The sequence below is a fragment of the Pseudomonas sp. GNP014 genome (assembly GCF_054344005.1).
Genome location: NZ_JBTGUS010000001.1, coordinates 3,140,325 through 3,156,988, shown reverse-complemented (window position 1 = coordinate 3,156,988; position 16,664 = coordinate 3,140,325). Strand labels below are relative to the sequence as shown.

The window sequence follows — 16,664 nt, the reverse complement described above, 5'->3', positions numbered from 1 at the left end:
AGGTCTGATCACTCGACAACAAGAGTGACAGGCGAGAGGTAAAGACTGTGGAAGCACATCTGTTGGAATGGCTGAACCTGAGCGTGCGCTGGGTTCACATGATCACTGGCGTGGCCTGGATCGGCGCGTCGTTCTACTTCGTCTGGCTGGAGAACAACCTCAACCGCGTCAACCCGAAAACCGGTCTGGCCGGTGACCTGTGGGCGATCCACGGTGGTGGTATCTATCACCTGGAAAAATACAAACTGGCCCCACCGTCGATGCCGGAGAACCTGCACTGGTTCAAATGGGAAGCCTACTTCACCTGGATGTCGGGGATCGCGCTGCTGTGCGTGGTGTTCTACTCCAACCCGACGCTCTACCTGCTGGCTCCGGGCAGCACACTGAGCGGCCCTGAAGGCGTGGCCATCGGTATCGGCTCGCTGTTCCTCGGCTGGTTCATCTACTCCTTCCTGTGCGACTCGGCACTGGGCAAACGCCCTGCTCTGCTCGGTTTCATTCTGTTCGTGCTGATCATCGGCGCGGCGTATGGCTTCAGCAAAGTGTTCAGCGGTCGTGGTGCGTACCTGCACGTCGGCGCGATCATCGGCACCATCATGGTCGGTAACGTGTTCCGCATCATCATGCCGGCGCAACGTGCACTGGTTGCCGCGATTGCCGAGAACCGCACGCCGGATCCGGCGCTGCCAGCCAAGGGTCTGTTGCGTTCGCGTCACAACAACTACTTCACCCTGCCGGTGCTGTTCATCATGATCAGCAACCACTTCCCGAGCACTTACGGCAGCCAGTACAACTGGTTGATCCTCGCCGGGATCGCGGTGTTGGCGGTGTTGGTACGTCACTACTTCAACACTCGTCACGACAGCCACAAGTTTGCCTGGACCTTGCCTGTGGCAGCGGTGGGCATGATCAGTCTGGCGTACGTCACCGGTCCGATGCCGATGTCGACCGCGCCGGAAGTGGCCAAGGCACCAGCCAAAATCGAGTACCAACCGCTGCCGGAAACGGCACTGGGCGGTGGTTTGAAACCGGCTGAAGCGGCACCGGCAGCCCCTGCCGAACCTGCAGCAGCACCGGCGCAAGCCTCCAACGCGGGTCCGGCCTTCGACAAAGTGCACAACGTGATTCAAGAACGTTGCGCGGTCTGCCATTCGGCCAAACCGACCAGCCCGTTGTTCAGCGCGGCGCCCGCCGGGGTGATGTTCGACACCCCCGAGCAGATCCGCCAGAACGCGGCACGCATCCAGGCGCAAGCCATCACCACGCAGATCATGCCACTGGGCAACATCACGCAGATGACCCAGCAGGAACGTGACCTGATCGGTGCATGGATCGCCCAGGGAGCGCAGACCAACTAAGCAGTAAAAGCATCGCTGGCAAGCCGGCTCCCACAGGGTTTTGCACTGCCTGTGTGGGAGCTGGCTTGCCAGCGATTGGCCGCAACGCGGTTGACCTGATGTAAAGAAACAGCTGTGAGCAACCCGGCAGCTGTTCAATCACAAGAATAAAAAGATCCGAGGTGTTGCATGTCCGAGCTGTCCAAAGCGCGCATCCCCGACGCACCCGCCATTCAGCGTTTGCCCCTTTTGCAACTGATCCTGGTCGGTTTGCAACATGTTCTGCTGATGTACGGTGGTGCCATCGCGGTGCCGCTGATCATTGGACAGGCCGCTGGCCTGAGTCGTGAAGAAATTGCCTTCCTGATCAACGCCGACCTGTTGGTCGCCGGTGTCGCCACCATCGTGCAGTCCTTGGGCATCGGCCCGATGGGCATTCGCATGCCGGTGATGATGGGCGCCAGTTTTGCCGCCGTCGGCAGCATGGTCGCCATGGCCGGCATGCCCGGTATCGGCCTGCAAGGCATCTTCGGTGCAACGATCGCCGCCGGTTTCTTCGGCATGCTCATTGCGCCTTTCATGTCCAAGGTCGTGCGCTTCTTCCCGCCGCTGGTGACCGGCACGGTCATCACCTCGATTGGTTTGTCGCTGTTCCCCGTGGCCGTGAACTGGGCCGGTGGCGGGGCCGCTGCGGCGCAATTCGGTTCACCGATTTACCTGGCCATCGCCGCACTGGTGCTGGCGACCATTCTGCTGATCCACCGTTTCATGCGCGGTTTCTGGGTCAACATTTCCGTGCTGATCGGCATGTGCATCGGCTACGTGCTGTGCGGCGCGCTCGGCATGGTCGATCTGAGCGGCATGGCCAACGCGCCATGGATTCAGTTCGTCACCCCGCTGCATTTCGGCATGCCGAAATTCGAACTCGCGCCGATCCTGTCGATGTGCCTGGTGGTGGTGATCATCTTCGTCGAGTCCACCGGGATGTTTCTGGCGCTGGGCAAGATCACCGACCAGGAAGTCTGCCCACGGATGCTGCGTCGCGGCCTGCTGTGCGATGCCGGCGCCTCGTTCGTTGCCGGTTTCTTCAACACCTTCACCCACTCCTCGTTCGCGCAGAACATCGGCCTGGTGCAGATGACCGGCGTGCGCTGCCGCTCGGTGACCATCGTTGCCGGCGGCCTGCTGATCGTGTTGAGCCTGCTGCCGAAAGCCGCGTTCCTCGTCGCGTCGATTCCACCGGCGGTGTTGGGCGGCGCAGCGATCGCAATGTTCGGCATGGTTGCCGCAACCGGCATCAAGATCCTTCAGGAAGCCGACATCGGCGACCGTCGCAACCAACTGCTGGTGGCGGTGAGCATCGGCATGGGCCTGATCCCGGTGGTGCGTCCGGAGTTCTTCGCCCACCTGCCAATGTGGATGAGCCCGATCACCCACAGCGGCATCGCCATGGCCACGCTCAGCGCGCTGACGCTGAACCTGCTGTTCAACATCCTTGGCGGCAAAGAGCGCGCGGCGATCAACGACTGCCACGCGCACCAGCACTAACGAAATAACCCTGTGGGAGCGAGCTTGCTCGCGAAAGCGGTGCGTCATTCAACAGTGATGGCGACTGACACGCCCTCTTCGCGAGCGAGCTCGCTCCCACAGGGGGCAAGCAACCGCTCTGCGCCTCAAACAATAAAAACAAGAGGGAGCACCAGATGATTCGCACGCAAACCAACGTTCTGTTGAGTGGCGGCCTGCTGGCCGCGAGTCAGGCCATGGCCGGCGATTTACTGCTGTGGCAGACCAACAGCCTGAGCTATCTGTATGGCAAGAACTTCGCGATCAACCCGTCGATCCAGCAGACGGTGACGTTCGAACACGCTGACAAATGGAAGTACGGCGACAACTTCCTGTTCGTCGACAAAATCTTCTACAACGGCCAGGAAGACCGCAACAAAGGCCCGCATACCTTCTACGGCGAATTCACCCCACGCTTCTCGTTCGGCAAGATCTTCGACCGCAAGCTCGAATTCGGGCCGATCAAGGACGTGCTGCTGGCGATGACCTACGAGTACGGCGAAGGCGAGAGCGAGGCCTACCTGATCGGCCCCGGTTTCGACCTCAAGGTGCCGGGCTTCAACTACGTGACCCTGAACATCTTCCGCCGCCAGACCGAAGGCCCGCGCCCCGGCGACGGCGTCTGGCAGATCACCCCCGGCTGGTCCTACAGCTTTCCCCTGGGCAATTCCGATGTGCTGATCGACGGCTATCTGGACTGGGTGGTCGACAACGATGAGAACTCGCGCGGCACCTACCACGCCAACCTGCACATCAATCCGCAGATCAAGTACGACCTGGGCAAGGCCTTGGGCTGGAGTCAGAAGCAGCTGTATGTCGGTACCGAATACAGCTATTGGAAGAATAAATACGGCATTGAAAGCAGCCACAACTTCGACACCAACCAGAACACCGCCAGCCTGCTGGTGAAGGTGCACTTTTAAGATGGCCCGCAACCGTGCCCCATACCTGTCGTCGGTGCTCTGTTGCGGGGCACTTGAGAGCTGGCCGAGGAGTCAGTATTCTCCGCGGCCTCTTGAATTCGGTCTAAAAAAAAGCCCGGATTTAATTCCTGACCAGCGGGCCAACTTATCCCGGCCCCGGTCAGTACCGAGGCATCCCGAAAACACGCTCAATCGACTGTTTTTCAGCAGCCGATCGGGCGTTTTTTTGCTTTTCGAACGCCTTGGCTCAGCTCTTGCTAACAGCATCAAAGCTGACCGGTCGGATGACTTTTACAGCAATGAAAAAAGGTGCCACACCAGAGCGCCGATCTTAAAAAAAATAAACGTAGAAACTACTTTGGGAGCAACCGAATGAAACGTATGTGCACCAGCCTGATGCTCGCGGGATCGATGTTGGCCGGCGGCCAGGCCATGGCCGACGGCCTGCTGCAGTGGCAGAACAACAGCCTGACCTACCTGTATGGCAAAGACTTCAAGGTCAACCCGGCGATCCAGCAGACCGTTACCTTCGAGCACGCCGATGGCTGGAAGTATGGGGACAACTTCCTGTTCGTCGACAAGATCTTCTACAACGGCAAGCCGGACGGCGGCGTCGGCAACAACACGTACTACGGCGAGTTCAGCCCGCGCCTGTCGCTCGGCAAGATCCTCGACCAGAAGATCGAGTTCGGCCCGATCAAGGACGTGTTGCTGGCGATGACCTATGAGTTCGGTGAAGGCGATGTCGAGTCTTACCTGATCGGCCCAGGCTTCGACCTGGCGATCCCGGGTTTCGACTACTTCCAGTTGAACTTCTACCAGCGTCACACCGAAGGTTCGCGCCCGGGTGACAACGTCTGGCAGATTACGCCGGTGTGGTCCTACACCATCCCGGTCGGCGACTCGAACATTCTGATCGATGGTTTCATGGACTGGGTGGTCGACAACGACGTCAACAGCAAAGGCGAATACCACGCCAACCTGCACTTCAACCCACAGATCAAATACGACTTGGGCAAGGCGCTGAATTTCGGCGAGAAGCAGCTCTACGTCGGTGTTGAATACGACTACTGGAAAGACAAGTACGGGATCGACGACACCCGTGCATTCACCACCAATCAGAACGTGACCAGCTTCCTGGTGAAGTTCCACTTCTGATGCAGGTGTAGTTGGCGTCTGTGAGGACGCCATCGCTGGCAAGCCAGCTCCCACAGAGTTTTGTGTCGCACACAATTATTGTGTTCACCCAGAAACCTGTGGGAGCTGGCTTGCCAGCGATTTGCTTCACACAAATCTCAGACTGAAACCACCGACCGGGATATCCCCAAAAACCGGCACAACTCCTCACGCTTGGCCAACGCATCCCTTCGCCCCAGATCAATCAGCTCGCTGCAATACCCCGCCTCGAACAGCAGATAACTCAACACCCCTGCCCCACTGGTCTTGGTCGCCCCCGGTCCGCGCAAGAACAGGCGCAACGCCGCTGGCAATTCCTGGCGATGCCGCGCCGCGATCTCATCAATCGGCTGACTCGGCGAAATCACCAGCACCTCCACCGGCGCCACGCCCAGCGTACGGGTCGGCGTGCCTTCGGGCATCAAATGGCTGAACTGGTTGAGACGCTGCAGCAGTTCGATATCGCTCTCCAGACTGTCAATAAACGTGCTGTTGAGCATGTGCCCGCCGATCTGTGCCAGCGTCGGCTGTTGCCCGGTGTAGGCGCGCTCCAGCGGCTGCTGCGGATCGAAACCGCGCGGGTTGCCACTGACGCCCACCACCAGCACCCGGCTCGCGCCCAGATGCAGTGCCGGGCTGATCGGCGCGGACTGGCGCACCGCGCCATCACCAAAATATTCATCGCCGAGTTTGACCGGCGCGAACAACAGCGGAATCGCCGAACTGGCAAGCAGATGCTCCACCGTCAGTTGGGTCGGCACGCCAATACGCCGATGCCGCAGCCAGGCGTCGATCTTGCCGCCGCCCTGATAGAACGTCACGGCTTGCCCCGACTCGTAGCCGAACGCCGTCACCGCCACCGCATGCAATTGCTTGCGCGCGATGGATTCGGCGATGCCGGGCATGTGCAGTTTTTCTTCGAGTAAATCGCGCAAGGGCGAACTGTTGAGCAACGCCACCGGCAATTGTCGACCGAGGCCGAGCAGGCTGTGGCTGACAAAACGACTGGCCTGATGAATGACGCCAGGCCAGTCACTGCGCAGCACACGATGACTGCGAAAGCCTTGCCAGAACAAAGTGAGGCGTTCGATGGCGGCGCGAAAGTCAGTGGCACCGCTGGCCAGACTGACGGCGTTGATCGCCCCGGCCGAGGTGCCGACGATCACCGGAAACGGATTGTCCGCGCCCGACGGCAGCAACTCGGCAATCGCTGCCAGCACGCCCACCTGATACGCCGCCCGAGCCCCGCCGCCGGAAAGAATCAAACCTGTAACCGGTTCAGCTGGGCTCATCGCAACACTCCGGGGTGCTTGAAGGGATGGGGGCAATCAACCGCGTTTGGCGTACAGCTTCGGCTCGCCGGGCGGGCGGCTCTTGAAGCGGCGATGTGCCCACAGGTATTGCTCGGGACAGGCTCGCAGGGCACTTTCCACCCACTGGTTGATGCGGATGCAATCGGCTTCTTCGGTCTCGCCGGGGAAGTCTTCCAGCGGCGGATGAATCACCAAGCGGTAACCGCTGCCATCGGCCAGACGTTCCTGAGTGAACGGCACGACCAGCGCCTTGCCCAGACGGGCAAATTTCGTCGTCGCAGTAACGGTCGCCGCCTGAATGCCGAACAGCGGCACGAAGATGCTTTGCTTGGCGCCGTAGTCCTGATCCGGTGCGTACCAGATTGCCCGTCCCGAGCGCAGCAGCTTGAGCATGCCACGCACATCGTCGCGCTCCACGGCCAGCGAATCGAGATTGTGCCGCTCGCGACCCCGACGCTGAACGAAGTCGAACAATGGATTCTTGTGTTCGCGGTACATGCCGTCGATGGTGTGTTGCTGGCCGAGCAGCGCCGCGCCGATTTCCAGCGTGGTGAAGTGCGCGGCCATCAGGATCACGCCCTTGCCTTCGCGCTGGGCCTTTTGCAAATGCTCAAGGCCTTCAACGTGGGCCAGTTTGGCCAGGCGCTCGCGCGACCACCACCAGCTCATCGCCATTTCAAAAAAAGCGATGCCGGTGGATGCGAAGTTTTCCTTGAGCAGGCGTTTGCGCTCGGCGGCGGATTTTTCCGGGAAGCACAGTTCAAGATTGCGCTTGGCAATGCGCCGCCGGTCGCCGGCCACGCGATACATCAAGGCGCCCAAAACTCGACCGATGGTCAGCAACACCGGATAAGGCAGCTGCACGATCAGCCACAAAAGCCCCAGACCGCACCAGAGCGGCCAGAAGCGTGGAGAAAGAAATGTTTTTCGAAAACGCGGGCGATCCATTAAAGCTTCCGTAAATACAGTGGCCGCGCATTCTACATCGTTCGACCCGGCTTGCGGCCTGCGGGCGTTCTCGTTATAAGTCTCGGCACTTTTAGTGACAAGCCGTTGTATGCCGACATGAGCCAAACCGAACCGTTAGACCAAGATCCCGTATTCCAGCTCAAGGGCAGCATGCTGGCCATTACTGTGCTGGAACTGGCCCGTAACGACCTCGAAAGCCTCGATCGGCAATTGGCCGCCAAAGTCGCCCAGGCGCCGAATTTCTTCAGCAACGCGCCGCTGGTTCTGGCGCTGGACAAACTGCCGCCGAGCGAAGGCGCGGTCGATCTGCCTGGGCTGATGCGCGTTTGCCGTCAGCACGGCCTGCGCACCCTGGCGATCCGCGCCAGCCGTATCGAAGACATTGCCGCGGCCATCGCCATCGACATCCCCGTACTGCCGCCGTCCGGTGCCCGTGAACGGCCGCTGGAAACCCCGGAAGCGGAAGTCAAAAAGAAGCCGGAAAAACCGCCTGAGCCGACCATCAAACCGACCCGCGTCATCACCACGCCAGTACGTGGTGGCCAACAGATATACGCCCAGGGTGGCGATCTGGTGGTGGTGTCGTCGGTCAGTCCGGGGGCGGAACTTCTCGCCGATGGCAACATCCATGTATACGGCCCGATGCGTGGCCGTGCGCTGGCCGGCGTCAAGGGCGATACCAAGGCACGGATTTTCTGTCAGCAATTGAGCGCTGAACTGATCTCCATCGCAGGCCATTACAAGGTTTCCGAGGATTTGCGTCGTGATCCGATGTGGGGCTCGGGCGTACAGGTCAGCCTGTCGGGCGACGTGTTGAACATCATTCGGCTTTAACGGATACTGCCGCATTTTCCAAGCATCTCTAAAACGTAGCGAAAACGGCTCAAACGAAGTAGGAAAAAGGCCAAAAGCCGAATTCCAGCCAAGGCTGTCCGACTGCAGTAGTTTTCAAGAGATGTTTTTCAGGGGCTAAAAAGTCCTTCTTCCTTAGGGGTGAAACACCTTGGCCAAGATTCTCGTGGTTACATCCGGCAAGGGTGGTGTGGGTAAGACCACCACCAGCGCCGCTATCGGTACCGGCCTCGCTCTGCGCGGCCACAAAACAGTGATCGTCGACTTCGACGTGGGCCTGCGTAACCTTGACCTGATCATGGGTTGCGAACGCCGCGTGGTGTATGACTTCGTCAACGTGGTCAACGGCGAAGCCAACCTGCAACAGGCGCTGATCAAAGACAAGCGTCTGGAAAATCTTTACGTGCTGGCCGCCAGCCAGACCCGCGACAAAGACGCGCTGACCGTCGAAGGCGTGGAAAAAGTCCTGATGGAGCTCAAGGAGCAATTCGAGTTCGTCGTCTGCGACTCCCCGGCGGGCATCGAGAAAGGCGCACACCTGGCCATGTACTTCGCTGACGAAGCGATCGTCGTGACCAACCCGGAAGTGTCCTCGGTACGTGACTCGGACCGCATGCTCGGCCTGCTGGCGAGCAAATCGCGCCGCGCCGAACGTGGCGAAGACCCGATCAAGGAACACCTGCTGATCACCCGCTATCACCCGGAGCGTGTTGAAAAAGGCGAGATGTTGGGCGTTGAAGACGTCAAGGAAATCCTCTCGGTAACCCTGCTCGGCGTGATCCCGGAATCCCAGGCGGTGCTCAAGGCATCCAACCAGGGCGTACCGGTGATCCTCGACGACCAGAGCGATGCTGGCCAGGCTTATAGCGATACCGTCGACCGCCTGCTGGGCAAAGACAAAGCACACCGGTTCCTCGATGTCGAGAAGAAGGGATTCTTCGAGCGCCTGTTTGGAGGTAGGTAATGAACCTTTTTGACTTCTTTCGTGCCAACAAAAAGCCAAGTACCGCCTCGGTAGCGAAAGAGCGTCTACAGATCATCGTGGCGCATGAGCGCGGCCAGCGCAGCACGCCGGATTACTTGCCAGCCTTGCAGAAGGAACTGGTCGACGTGATCCGCAAGTACGTCAACATCGGCAACGACGACGTACATGTTGCACTGGAAAGCCAGGGCAGTTGCTCGATTCTGGAACTCAACATCACCCTGCCTGATCGCTGAGTCGATCCGGCAGGAACGACGGCGGTTCAGGGCCATTCCCATGCGGGAATGGCCCTGAACCGCCGTTGGCATTTGTTACGAGGCTGTTTTAATGCCGCTGTCCAACATCCGCATCATCCATCAGGACGCCGCCGTACTGGTGGTCGACAAACCGACGTTGCTGCTCTCGGTGCCCGGCCGCGCCGACGACAACAAGGACTGCCTGATTACCCGCCTGCAGGAAAACGGCTACCCGGAAGCGCGCATCGTCCATCGCCTGGACTGGGAAACTTCCGGCATCATTCTTCTGGCGCGTGACGCCGACACGCATCGCGAACTGTCGCGGCAGTTTCACGACCGCGAAACCGAAAAGGCCTACACCGCCCTGGCCTGGGGTCAACCGGAACTCGACAGCGGCAGCATCGACCTGCCATTGCGCTACGACCCACCGACCAAGCCGCGTCATGTGGTCGATCATGAGTTCGGCAAACACGCGCTGACCTTCTGGCGCGTTTTGGAACGTTGCGGCGACTGGTGTCGCGTCGAGCTGACGCCGATCACTGGGCGTTCGCATCAATTGCGCGTGCACATGCTGTCGATCGGGCACCCGTTGCTCGGTGATGGCCTCTACGCCCACGAGCAGGCGCTGGCGGCATGGCCACGGCTGTGCCTGCACGCGAGCATGCTCAGCTTCACCCATCCGCAAACCGGCGAACGCCTGCGTTTCGAGTGCCCGGCGCCGTTCTGACCAACACCGCAGCCCCCTTGCAGGAGTGAGCCTGCTCACTCCTACAAGGATCCGGTGCAGATTCAATTCCCTGGCCGATGCGTTAAACTCCCGCCCATTGCTGTCTGGAGCTTCTTATGCGCGAAGAGTTGAACCAAGGCCTGATCGACTTCCTCAAGGCCTCCCCTACCCCGTTCCACGCCACCGCCAGCCTTGTTCAGCGTCTGGAGGCCGCCGGTTACGTGCGCCTCGACGAGCGTGAGCCGTGGAACACCGAGGCCAACGGCCGCTATTACGTCACCCGTAACGACTCCTCGATCGTCGCGATCAAAATGGGCCGCAACTCGCCGCTGTATGACGGTATCCGTCTGGTCGGCGCCCACACCGACAGCCCGTGCCTGCGGGTCAAGCCGCAACCGGAACTGCAACGTCAGGGCTTCTGGCAACTGGGCGTCGAAGTCTACGGCGGCGCACTGCTGGCACCATGGTTCGACCGCGACCTGTCGCTGGCCGGCCGCGTGACCTTCCGCCGCGACGGCAAGGTCGAGAGCCAGTTGATCGACTTCAAGGCACCGATCGCGATCATTCCCAATCTGGCCATTCACCTCAACCGTGAAGCCAACCAGGGCTGGGCGATCAACGCGCAGACCGAACTGCCGCCGATCCTCGCGCAGTTCGCCGGTGACGAGCGTGTGGATTTCCGCGCCGTGCTGACCGATCAACTGGCCCGCGAACACGGCCTCAACGCCGACGTGGTGCTCGATTACGAGCTGAGCTTCTACGACACGCAAAGTGCCGCGGTGATCGGCCTGAACGGTGACTTCATCGCCGGTGCCCGTCTGGATAACCTGCTGTCCTGCTACGCCGGCCTGCAGGCCCTGCTGACCGCCGACACCGAAGAAACCTGCGTGCTGGTGTGCAACGATCACGAAGAAGTCGGTTCCTGCTCGGCCTGTGGCGCCGACGGCCCGATGCTCGAGCAGACCCTGCGCCGTCTGCTGCCGGAAGGTGACGAATTCGTCCGCACCATCCAGAAATCCCTGCTGGTGTCGGCGGACAATGCCCACGGCGTGCACCCGAACTACTCGGAAAAGCATGACGCCAATCACGGCCCGAAACTCAACGCCGGTCCGGTGATCAAGGTCAACAGTAACCAGCGCTACGCCACCAACAGCGAAACCGCCGGTTTCTTCCGCCACCTGTGCATGGCCGAAGAAGTCCCGGTGCAGAGCTTCGTCGTGCGCAGCGACATGGGCTGCGGCTCGACCATCGGCCCGATCACCGCCAGCCACCTGGGCGTGCGCACGGTCGACATCGGCCTGCCGACCTTCGCCATGCACTCGATCCGCGAACTGTGCGGCAGCCATGACCTGGCGCACCTGGTCAAAGTCCTGAGCGCGTTCTACGCCTCCCGCGACTTGCCGTAAGCCCCTGCTGTGTGGCGAGGGACTTTGCTCCCTCGCCACACGATCAGCGCAAAACCGGCTCTATTCTGATACACATCAGCCCGGTGCAACGAAAACCGACCTAGACTTGAATCATTCCTTTCGACAAGGCAGTCACCATGATCTCGATGTCTTCATTCCACGCCATGCTGGTGCCCATCCTCACCGGGATGATCATGCTGGCCATCGGCTTCAACTTCCGCGACAAGAATGCCGGCGTCTTTGCCATGTGGGTCGGCATGCTGACGATCCTCGCCACCGTGGTCTACAAGATCCTCGCCAAACTCAACGAATAAATCCGCGCCCGGCTCGCATTGATAATGACGGGCTCGTACACTCCAGCGAATCCGCCCCTTGCGAGGTTGACCGCCTAGTGTTTGCTCGTCTTTTTGCTTTGCCCTGCCTGTTCCTCGTTTGCCTGATGACGCTGCTGCCGCTGGCGCCGGCCCATGCGGTCGGCCTGCCCGGTCTGCTCAACACCAGCAAAGCCCAGCCCGAAGCGCAGGAACCCCTCGGCCAGTCCCTCGACGAAGTCATCAAGTCGCTGGAAAACGACAAGCAACGCGCGCAACTGCTGACCGATCTGAAGAAGCTGCGCGACGCCACCAAAAAAGCCCAGGCCAGCCCCGAAGAAGGCGTGCTGGGCCTGATCGGCGGCACCCTGGCCAGTTTCGAAAAACAGTTCACCGGTGCCGACAGCCCACTGACTCGCTGGGGTAACGAGTTCGACCTGGCCAAGGACGAACTCGACAACCTGATGTTGCCGGCCAGTGAATGGCTGCCGATCATCTTCGCCTTCGCCGTGATCCTGATGGTCTGGAGCCTGCTCGCCGCTGCGCTGATCTGGCTCGGTCACCGGGTGCGCATGCGCTTTGGTCTGACCGAAGAACTGCCCCAGCACCCCAGGGCTCTCGACATGCTGCGCTTTGCCCTGCGCAAGCTCGGGCCGTGGCTGATTGCACTGGTCATCACCGTCTACATGAGCTACGCGCTGCCATCGTCATTGGGCAAAAGCCTGGCGATGGTGCTGGCCTATGCCCTGGTGGTCGGCACCTGTTTCTCGGCGATCTGCGTGATCGCGTTTTCGCTGCTCGACGGCCCGCACCGGCACCGGGCGCTGTACATCCTGCGCCATCAGGCCTTCCGCCCGCTGTGGCTGATCGGCAGCTTCGCCGCGTTTGGTGAAGCGCTGAACGACCCGCGCCTGGTGGACAGCCTCGGCGTGCACCTGGCGCACACCACCGCGACCATTACCAATGTCCTCGCGGCGCTGTTCACCGGCCTGTTCATCCTGCGTTTCCGTCGGCCGATCGCGCACCTGATTCGCAACCAGCCGTTGTCACGGCGCCTGACCCGCCGGGCGCTGAGCGACACCATCGAAATCCTCGGCACCTTCTGGTATGTGCCGGCGCTGGTACTGGTCGGCATCTCGCTGTTCGCCACCTTCGTCTCCGCCGGCGACACCAGCACCGCCTTGCGCCAGTCGCTGATCTGCACCGTGCTGCTGGTCATGTGCATGGTGATCAACGGCCTCGTGCGCCGGCATTCACTGAAACCGCAGCGCGGGCCGAAACGCCATGCGCTCTACTCGGAACGCCTGAAAAGCTTCTTCTACACCCTGGCGCATCTGCTGGTGTGGCTGGCCTTCATCGAACTTGGCCTGCGCGTCTGGGGCAAATCGCTGATCGGCTTCACCGAGGGCGAAGGGCATGACGTCAGCGTCAAATTGTTCAGTCTGATCGGCACGCTGATTTTCTCCTGGCTGATCTGGATCCTCGCCGACACCGCCGTGCACCACGCCCTCACCCGCTCGCGCAAAGGCCTGGCGAATGCCCGCGCACAGACGATGATGCCGCTGATCCGCAACGTGCTGTTCGTGGCGATTTTCATCATTGCGCTGATCGTCGCCCTGGCGAACATGGGCATGAACGTTACGCCGCTGCTGGCCGGTGCCGGTGTGATCGGTCTGGCCATCGGCTTCGGTGCGCAGTCGCTGGTCGCCGACCTGATCACCGGTCTGTTCATCATCATTGAAGACTCGCTGGCGATCGACGACTACGTCGACGTCGGCGGCCACCTCGGCACCGTCGAAGGCCTGACCATCCGCACCGTGCGCCTGCGCGACATCGACGGCATCGTCCACACCATCCCGTTCAGCGAAATCAAAAGCATCAAGAACTACTCCCGGGAATTCGGCTACGCGATTTTCCGCGTGGCGGTGCCGTACAACATGGAAATCGACGACGCGATCAAACTGATGCGCGAAGTCGGCCAGAAAATGCGCACCGATCCCCTGCAGCGGCGCAACATCTGGTCGCCACTGGAAATCCAGGGCGTGGAAAGCTTCGAGTCCGGCAGCGCGATCCTGCGCGCCCGCTTCAAGACCGCGCCGATCAAACAATGGGAAGTTTCCCGGGCGTTCAATCTGTCACTCAAACGCCACCTCGACGAGGCCGGCCTGGACCTGGCAACGCCGCGCATGAGCGTGCAAGTGATCACCGCCGGCGGTGGCCAGCCCAAGGAATAGCACTTGGGCGCGAGGTGCGGGTCACAGGCATGGAAGCCAGAACAACAATAACCAAGGAGAAACCCGATGCAGCTCACCCGCCTGACCCAAGCCCTTCTACTCAGCCTTGTCGCCGGCCACGCCGCTGCCGCCACCCTGGACAGCAGCCGCGAACACATCGCCGCGCAGGCCAAGGCCCTTGAACCGGAACTGCTGGAAACCCGCCGCGACCTCCACGCCCACCCGGAACTCGGCAACAGCGAAAAACGCACCTCGGAGCTGGTCGCCAAACAGCTCAAGGCGCTGGGCCTGGAAGTCAAAACCAACGTCGCCCGCACCGGCGTGGTCGCCGTCCTCAAAGGCGCCCTGCCCGGCCCGACCGTGGCCCTGCGCGCCGACATGGACGCACTGCCGGTCAAGGAAGTCGCCGACCTGCCGTTCGCCTCGCAAGCCAAAGGTACCTACCTCGACAAACAAGTCGACGTGATGCACGCCTGCGGCCACGACGCCCACACTGCGATCCTGCTGAGTACAGCGAAAATTCTTACAGGCATGCGCGACACCTTGCCCGGCACCGTGGTGTTCTATTTCCAGCCCGCCGAAGAGGGCCCGAGCGACTTCATCCCCGACGGCAAAAACACCTGGGGCGCGAAAATGATGGTCGAGGAAGGCGTGATGAAATCACCGAAACCCGACGCCGTGTTCGGCCTGCACGTCTGGGCCGGCGTCCCCGCCGGCCAGATCGCCTACCGCCCGGGCGCCACCCTCGCCAGCTCCGACGACCTGCGCATCAAAATCCTCGGCAAACAAACCCACGCCGGCCGCCCCTGGGACGGCATTGACCCGATCACCGTAGGCGCACAAACCATCGTCGGCCTGCAAACCGTGGTCAGCCGCCGCACCGACATCTCGTCCTATCCGTCAGTCGTGAGCATCGGCACCATCAACGGCGGCACCCGCTACAACATCATTCCCGAATCTGTCGACATGAGCGGCACCATTCGCTCGTACGACTACGGCATCCGCCAGAAACTGCACGCAGACGTGCGCCAGACCATCGAAAAAATCGCCGAAAGCGGCGGCGCGAAAGCCGACGTGACCATCATCGAAAAATACGACCCGACCATCAACAACCCGGCATTGACGGAAAAAATGCTGCCGACGTTGAAATGGGCAGCCAAGGATGACGTGGTGAATGCACCGCTGGTGGGGGGCGCGGAAGACTTCTCGTTCTTTGCCAAGGAAGTGCCGGGGCTGTTCGTGTTTCTCGGGGTGACACCGCGGGATCAGGACATGAGCAAAGCCGCGCCGAATCACAATCCGGGGTTCTTTGTGGATGAGTCGGCGCTGGTGGTGGGCGTGAGGACGATGGCGTCGTTGGCGACGGATTATTTGTATGCCAATGCGGGGGCAGGCAAGTAGGTTTGAGGTGACTGTGGGGGCGCTTTCGCGAATAGGCTCGCTCCCACATTTGGACCGTGTGCAGCCTGCCAGAAATTGGTCGGCTGTCAGGCCGCCATCGCTGGCAAGCCAGCTCCCACAGGGATTGAGTTCACCGTTAGATATTCGTATCACTTCGGCTTCTCACCACTCAACACAATGAGCGTTAGCTCGAGTACCGTTTTTGATCTTGATCCACGGGCGACGTCGGAAGGCTGAGTGGAGGGATTGATCCGGGGTGGGAGCGCAGCGACCGTTTGGCGCAGCCAAACACAGCGAGAGGAGGTGCAGCGAAGCAAACCGTAGGCGCTGCGCCCGGATCGTTCCCGGAGCGAAGGAACCCCGAGCTTTAGCGAGCGGGCCGGACGTAGGAGCAAGCCTTTTCGGTTACTTTTTCGGCGTCTGGAAAAAGTGACCCGCCGTAAGGGCGGAACCCTAATCAGCAACACCCGAAGCAACGGATATGCCCCCAAAACGATCAAACCACATCAACCGATACGTGAATCGCATCATGCCGCCAAAACTCCAGATCACAATCAATCAACCGCTCATGCTGATCATAATTGACCCGAGCAATCCTCAACCCCGGGCTCCCGACAGAAACACGCAACGCCGCCGCTGCATCCACCGACAATGAAGTCGGCACAATCTCGAACCGCACCCGCCCATAGTGCAAATCGTAATGCCGCGCATACAACTCGGTGATCGACTGATTCAAATCAAACCCCAGAATCCCCGGAAAAAACTGCGGATTCAGATAGTGCTCCACATACAACACCAGCCGCCCGTCAATCCGCCGTGACCGGCAAATCTGAATCACGCTGGACAGCGCCGGCAACTGCAACCACTCACACACCGCCGCCGACGCCGGTTGCAGGCGCGCCGAAATCACCTCGGTCGACGGCACCCGCCCCTGCGCACTGACCATCGCGTGAAAGTGACTGCGCTGCATCAGGTTGTACGCCAGGCGCGGCGGCGAAACGAACCAGCCACGCCGCTCCTCACGATAAATCTGCCCTTGCGCCTCCAGTTGCAACAACGCCTCGCGCACCGTAATCCGCGTCGTACCAAACAACTCACTGAGCTTGCGCTCGGCCGGCAACTTGCTGCCGGGCGCGAGAAGTCCGTGGTCGAGTTGCTCCTGCAACACCTGGCCAATGGCTGTCACCGCTTTTGTTGCCTCATCGCGCATCAACGTTACCTATCTGGACTA

The 16,664-nt window shown here is 60.8% G+C and carries 15 protein-coding genes; 12 read left to right on the top strand and 3 right to left on the bottom strand.

Features of this window, described 5'->3' with window-relative positions:
* Positions 1 to 47: 47 nt before the first annotated feature.
* The 4 genes from ACXX9E_RS14235 to ACXX9E_RS14220 all read left to right on the top strand — a co-directional run bounded on the left by ACXX9E_RS14235 (position 48) and on the right by ACXX9E_RS14220 (position 4,984).
* The gene (locus ACXX9E_RS14235; RefSeq protein ID WP_267804584.1) at positions 48 to 1,358 is read left to right on the top strand and encodes a urate hydroxylase PuuD; all 1,311 of its coding nucleotides are present in this window, start codon (positions 48 to 50) and stop codon (positions 1,356 to 1,358) included.
* A 168-nt stretch (positions 1,359 to 1,526) separates the two neighbouring features.
* Positions 1,527 to 2,885 carry a nucleobase:cation symporter-2 family protein gene (locus tag ACXX9E_RS14230; protein ID WP_123467409.1) on the top strand — a complete coding sequence of 453 codons (1,359 nt, stop codon included), beginning with the start codon at positions 1,527 to 1,529 and terminating at the stop codon, positions 2,883 to 2,885.
* Between the two features lie 155 nt (positions 2,886 to 3,040).
* Positions 3,041 to 3,826: an outer membrane protein OmpK gene (locus tag ACXX9E_RS14225; protein ID WP_186747523.1), complete on the top strand. Its 786-nt coding sequence runs from the start codon at positions 3,041 to 3,043 to the stop codon at positions 3,824 to 3,826.
* Positions 3,827 to 4,198: 372 nt separating this feature from the next.
* Positions 4,199 to 4,984 carry an outer membrane protein OmpK gene (locus ACXX9E_RS14220; protein WP_123467415.1) on the top strand — a complete coding sequence of 262 codons (786 nt, stop codon included), beginning with the start codon at positions 4,199 to 4,201 and terminating at the stop codon, positions 4,982 to 4,984.
* A 137-nt stretch (positions 4,985 to 5,121) separates the two neighbouring features.
* Here ACXX9E_RS14220 and ACXX9E_RS14215 read toward each other — a convergent pair whose 3' ends face one another.
* Positions 5,122 to 6,294, bottom strand: coding sequence for a patatin-like phospholipase family protein (locus ACXX9E_RS14215; protein WP_186747521.1), 1,173 nt, complete (start codon positions 6,292 to 6,294; stop codon positions 5,122 to 5,124).
* Between the two features lie 36 nt (positions 6,295 to 6,330).
* On the bottom strand, positions 6,331 to 7,263 hold the full coding sequence (locus tag ACXX9E_RS14210; protein ID WP_123467419.1) for a lipid A biosynthesis lauroyl acyltransferase: 933 nt from the start codon (positions 7,261 to 7,263) through the stop codon (positions 6,331 to 6,333).
* A 117-nt stretch (positions 7,264 to 7,380) separates the two neighbouring features.
* Here ACXX9E_RS14210 and minC point away from each other — a divergent pair, with 117 nt between their 5' ends.
* From minC to ACXX9E_RS14170, 8 genes are all read left to right on the top strand, one after another.
* Positions 7,381 to 8,118, top strand: coding sequence for a septum site-determining protein MinC (minC, locus tag ACXX9E_RS14205; protein WP_038367080.1), 738 nt, complete (start codon positions 7,381 to 7,383; stop codon positions 8,116 to 8,118).
* A gap of 169 nt (positions 8,119 to 8,287) precedes the next feature.
* Positions 8,288 to 9,100, top strand: coding sequence for a septum site-determining protein MinD (gene minD / locus ACXX9E_RS14200; protein ID WP_096822931.1), 813 nt, complete (start codon positions 8,288 to 8,290; stop codon positions 9,098 to 9,100).
* Positions 9,100 to 9,354, top strand: coding sequence for a cell division topological specificity factor MinE (gene minE, locus ACXX9E_RS14195; protein WP_003223146.1), 255 nt, complete (start codon positions 9,100 to 9,102; stop codon positions 9,352 to 9,354). Before minD ends, minE begins: the two co-directional genes overlap by 1 nt.
* Before the next feature lie 91 nt (positions 9,355 to 9,445).
* A complete protein-coding gene (locus ACXX9E_RS14190) occupies positions 9,446 to 10,081 on the top strand; it encodes an RluA family pseudouridine synthase (protein ID WP_007960625.1) in 636 nt (211 codons plus the stop codon).
* A 116-nt stretch (positions 10,082 to 10,197) separates the two neighbouring features.
* On the top strand, positions 10,198 to 11,487 hold the full coding sequence (locus ACXX9E_RS14185) for a M18 family aminopeptidase (protein ID WP_123467421.1): 1,290 nt from the start codon (positions 10,198 to 10,200) through the stop codon (positions 11,485 to 11,487).
* Between the two features lie 137 nt (positions 11,488 to 11,624).
* Positions 11,625 to 11,801, top strand: a complete 177-nt coding sequence (locus ACXX9E_RS14180) for a hypothetical protein (protein ID WP_177490707.1) — start codon at positions 11,625 to 11,627, stop codon at positions 11,799 to 11,801.
* 77 nt (positions 11,802 to 11,878) lie between these two features.
* Entirely contained in the window at positions 11,879 to 14,032 is a 2,154-nt protein-coding gene (locus tag ACXX9E_RS14175; protein ID WP_123467423.1) for a mechanosensitive ion channel family protein, read from the top strand.
* Between the two features lie 66 nt (positions 14,033 to 14,098).
* Entirely contained in the window at positions 14,099 to 15,433 is a 1,335-nt protein-coding gene (locus tag ACXX9E_RS14170) for an amidohydrolase (RefSeq protein WP_429541273.1), read from the top strand.
* Between the two features lie 496 nt (positions 15,434 to 15,929).
* On the opposite strand, the gene ACXX9E_RS14165 is transcribed toward ACXX9E_RS14170, so the two are convergent.
* Positions 15,930 to 16,643, bottom strand: a complete 714-nt coding sequence (locus tag ACXX9E_RS14165) for a UTRA domain-containing protein (protein ID WP_123467427.1) — start codon at positions 16,641 to 16,643, stop codon at positions 15,930 to 15,932.
* Between the last annotated feature and the right edge of the window lie 21 nt (positions 16,644 to 16,664).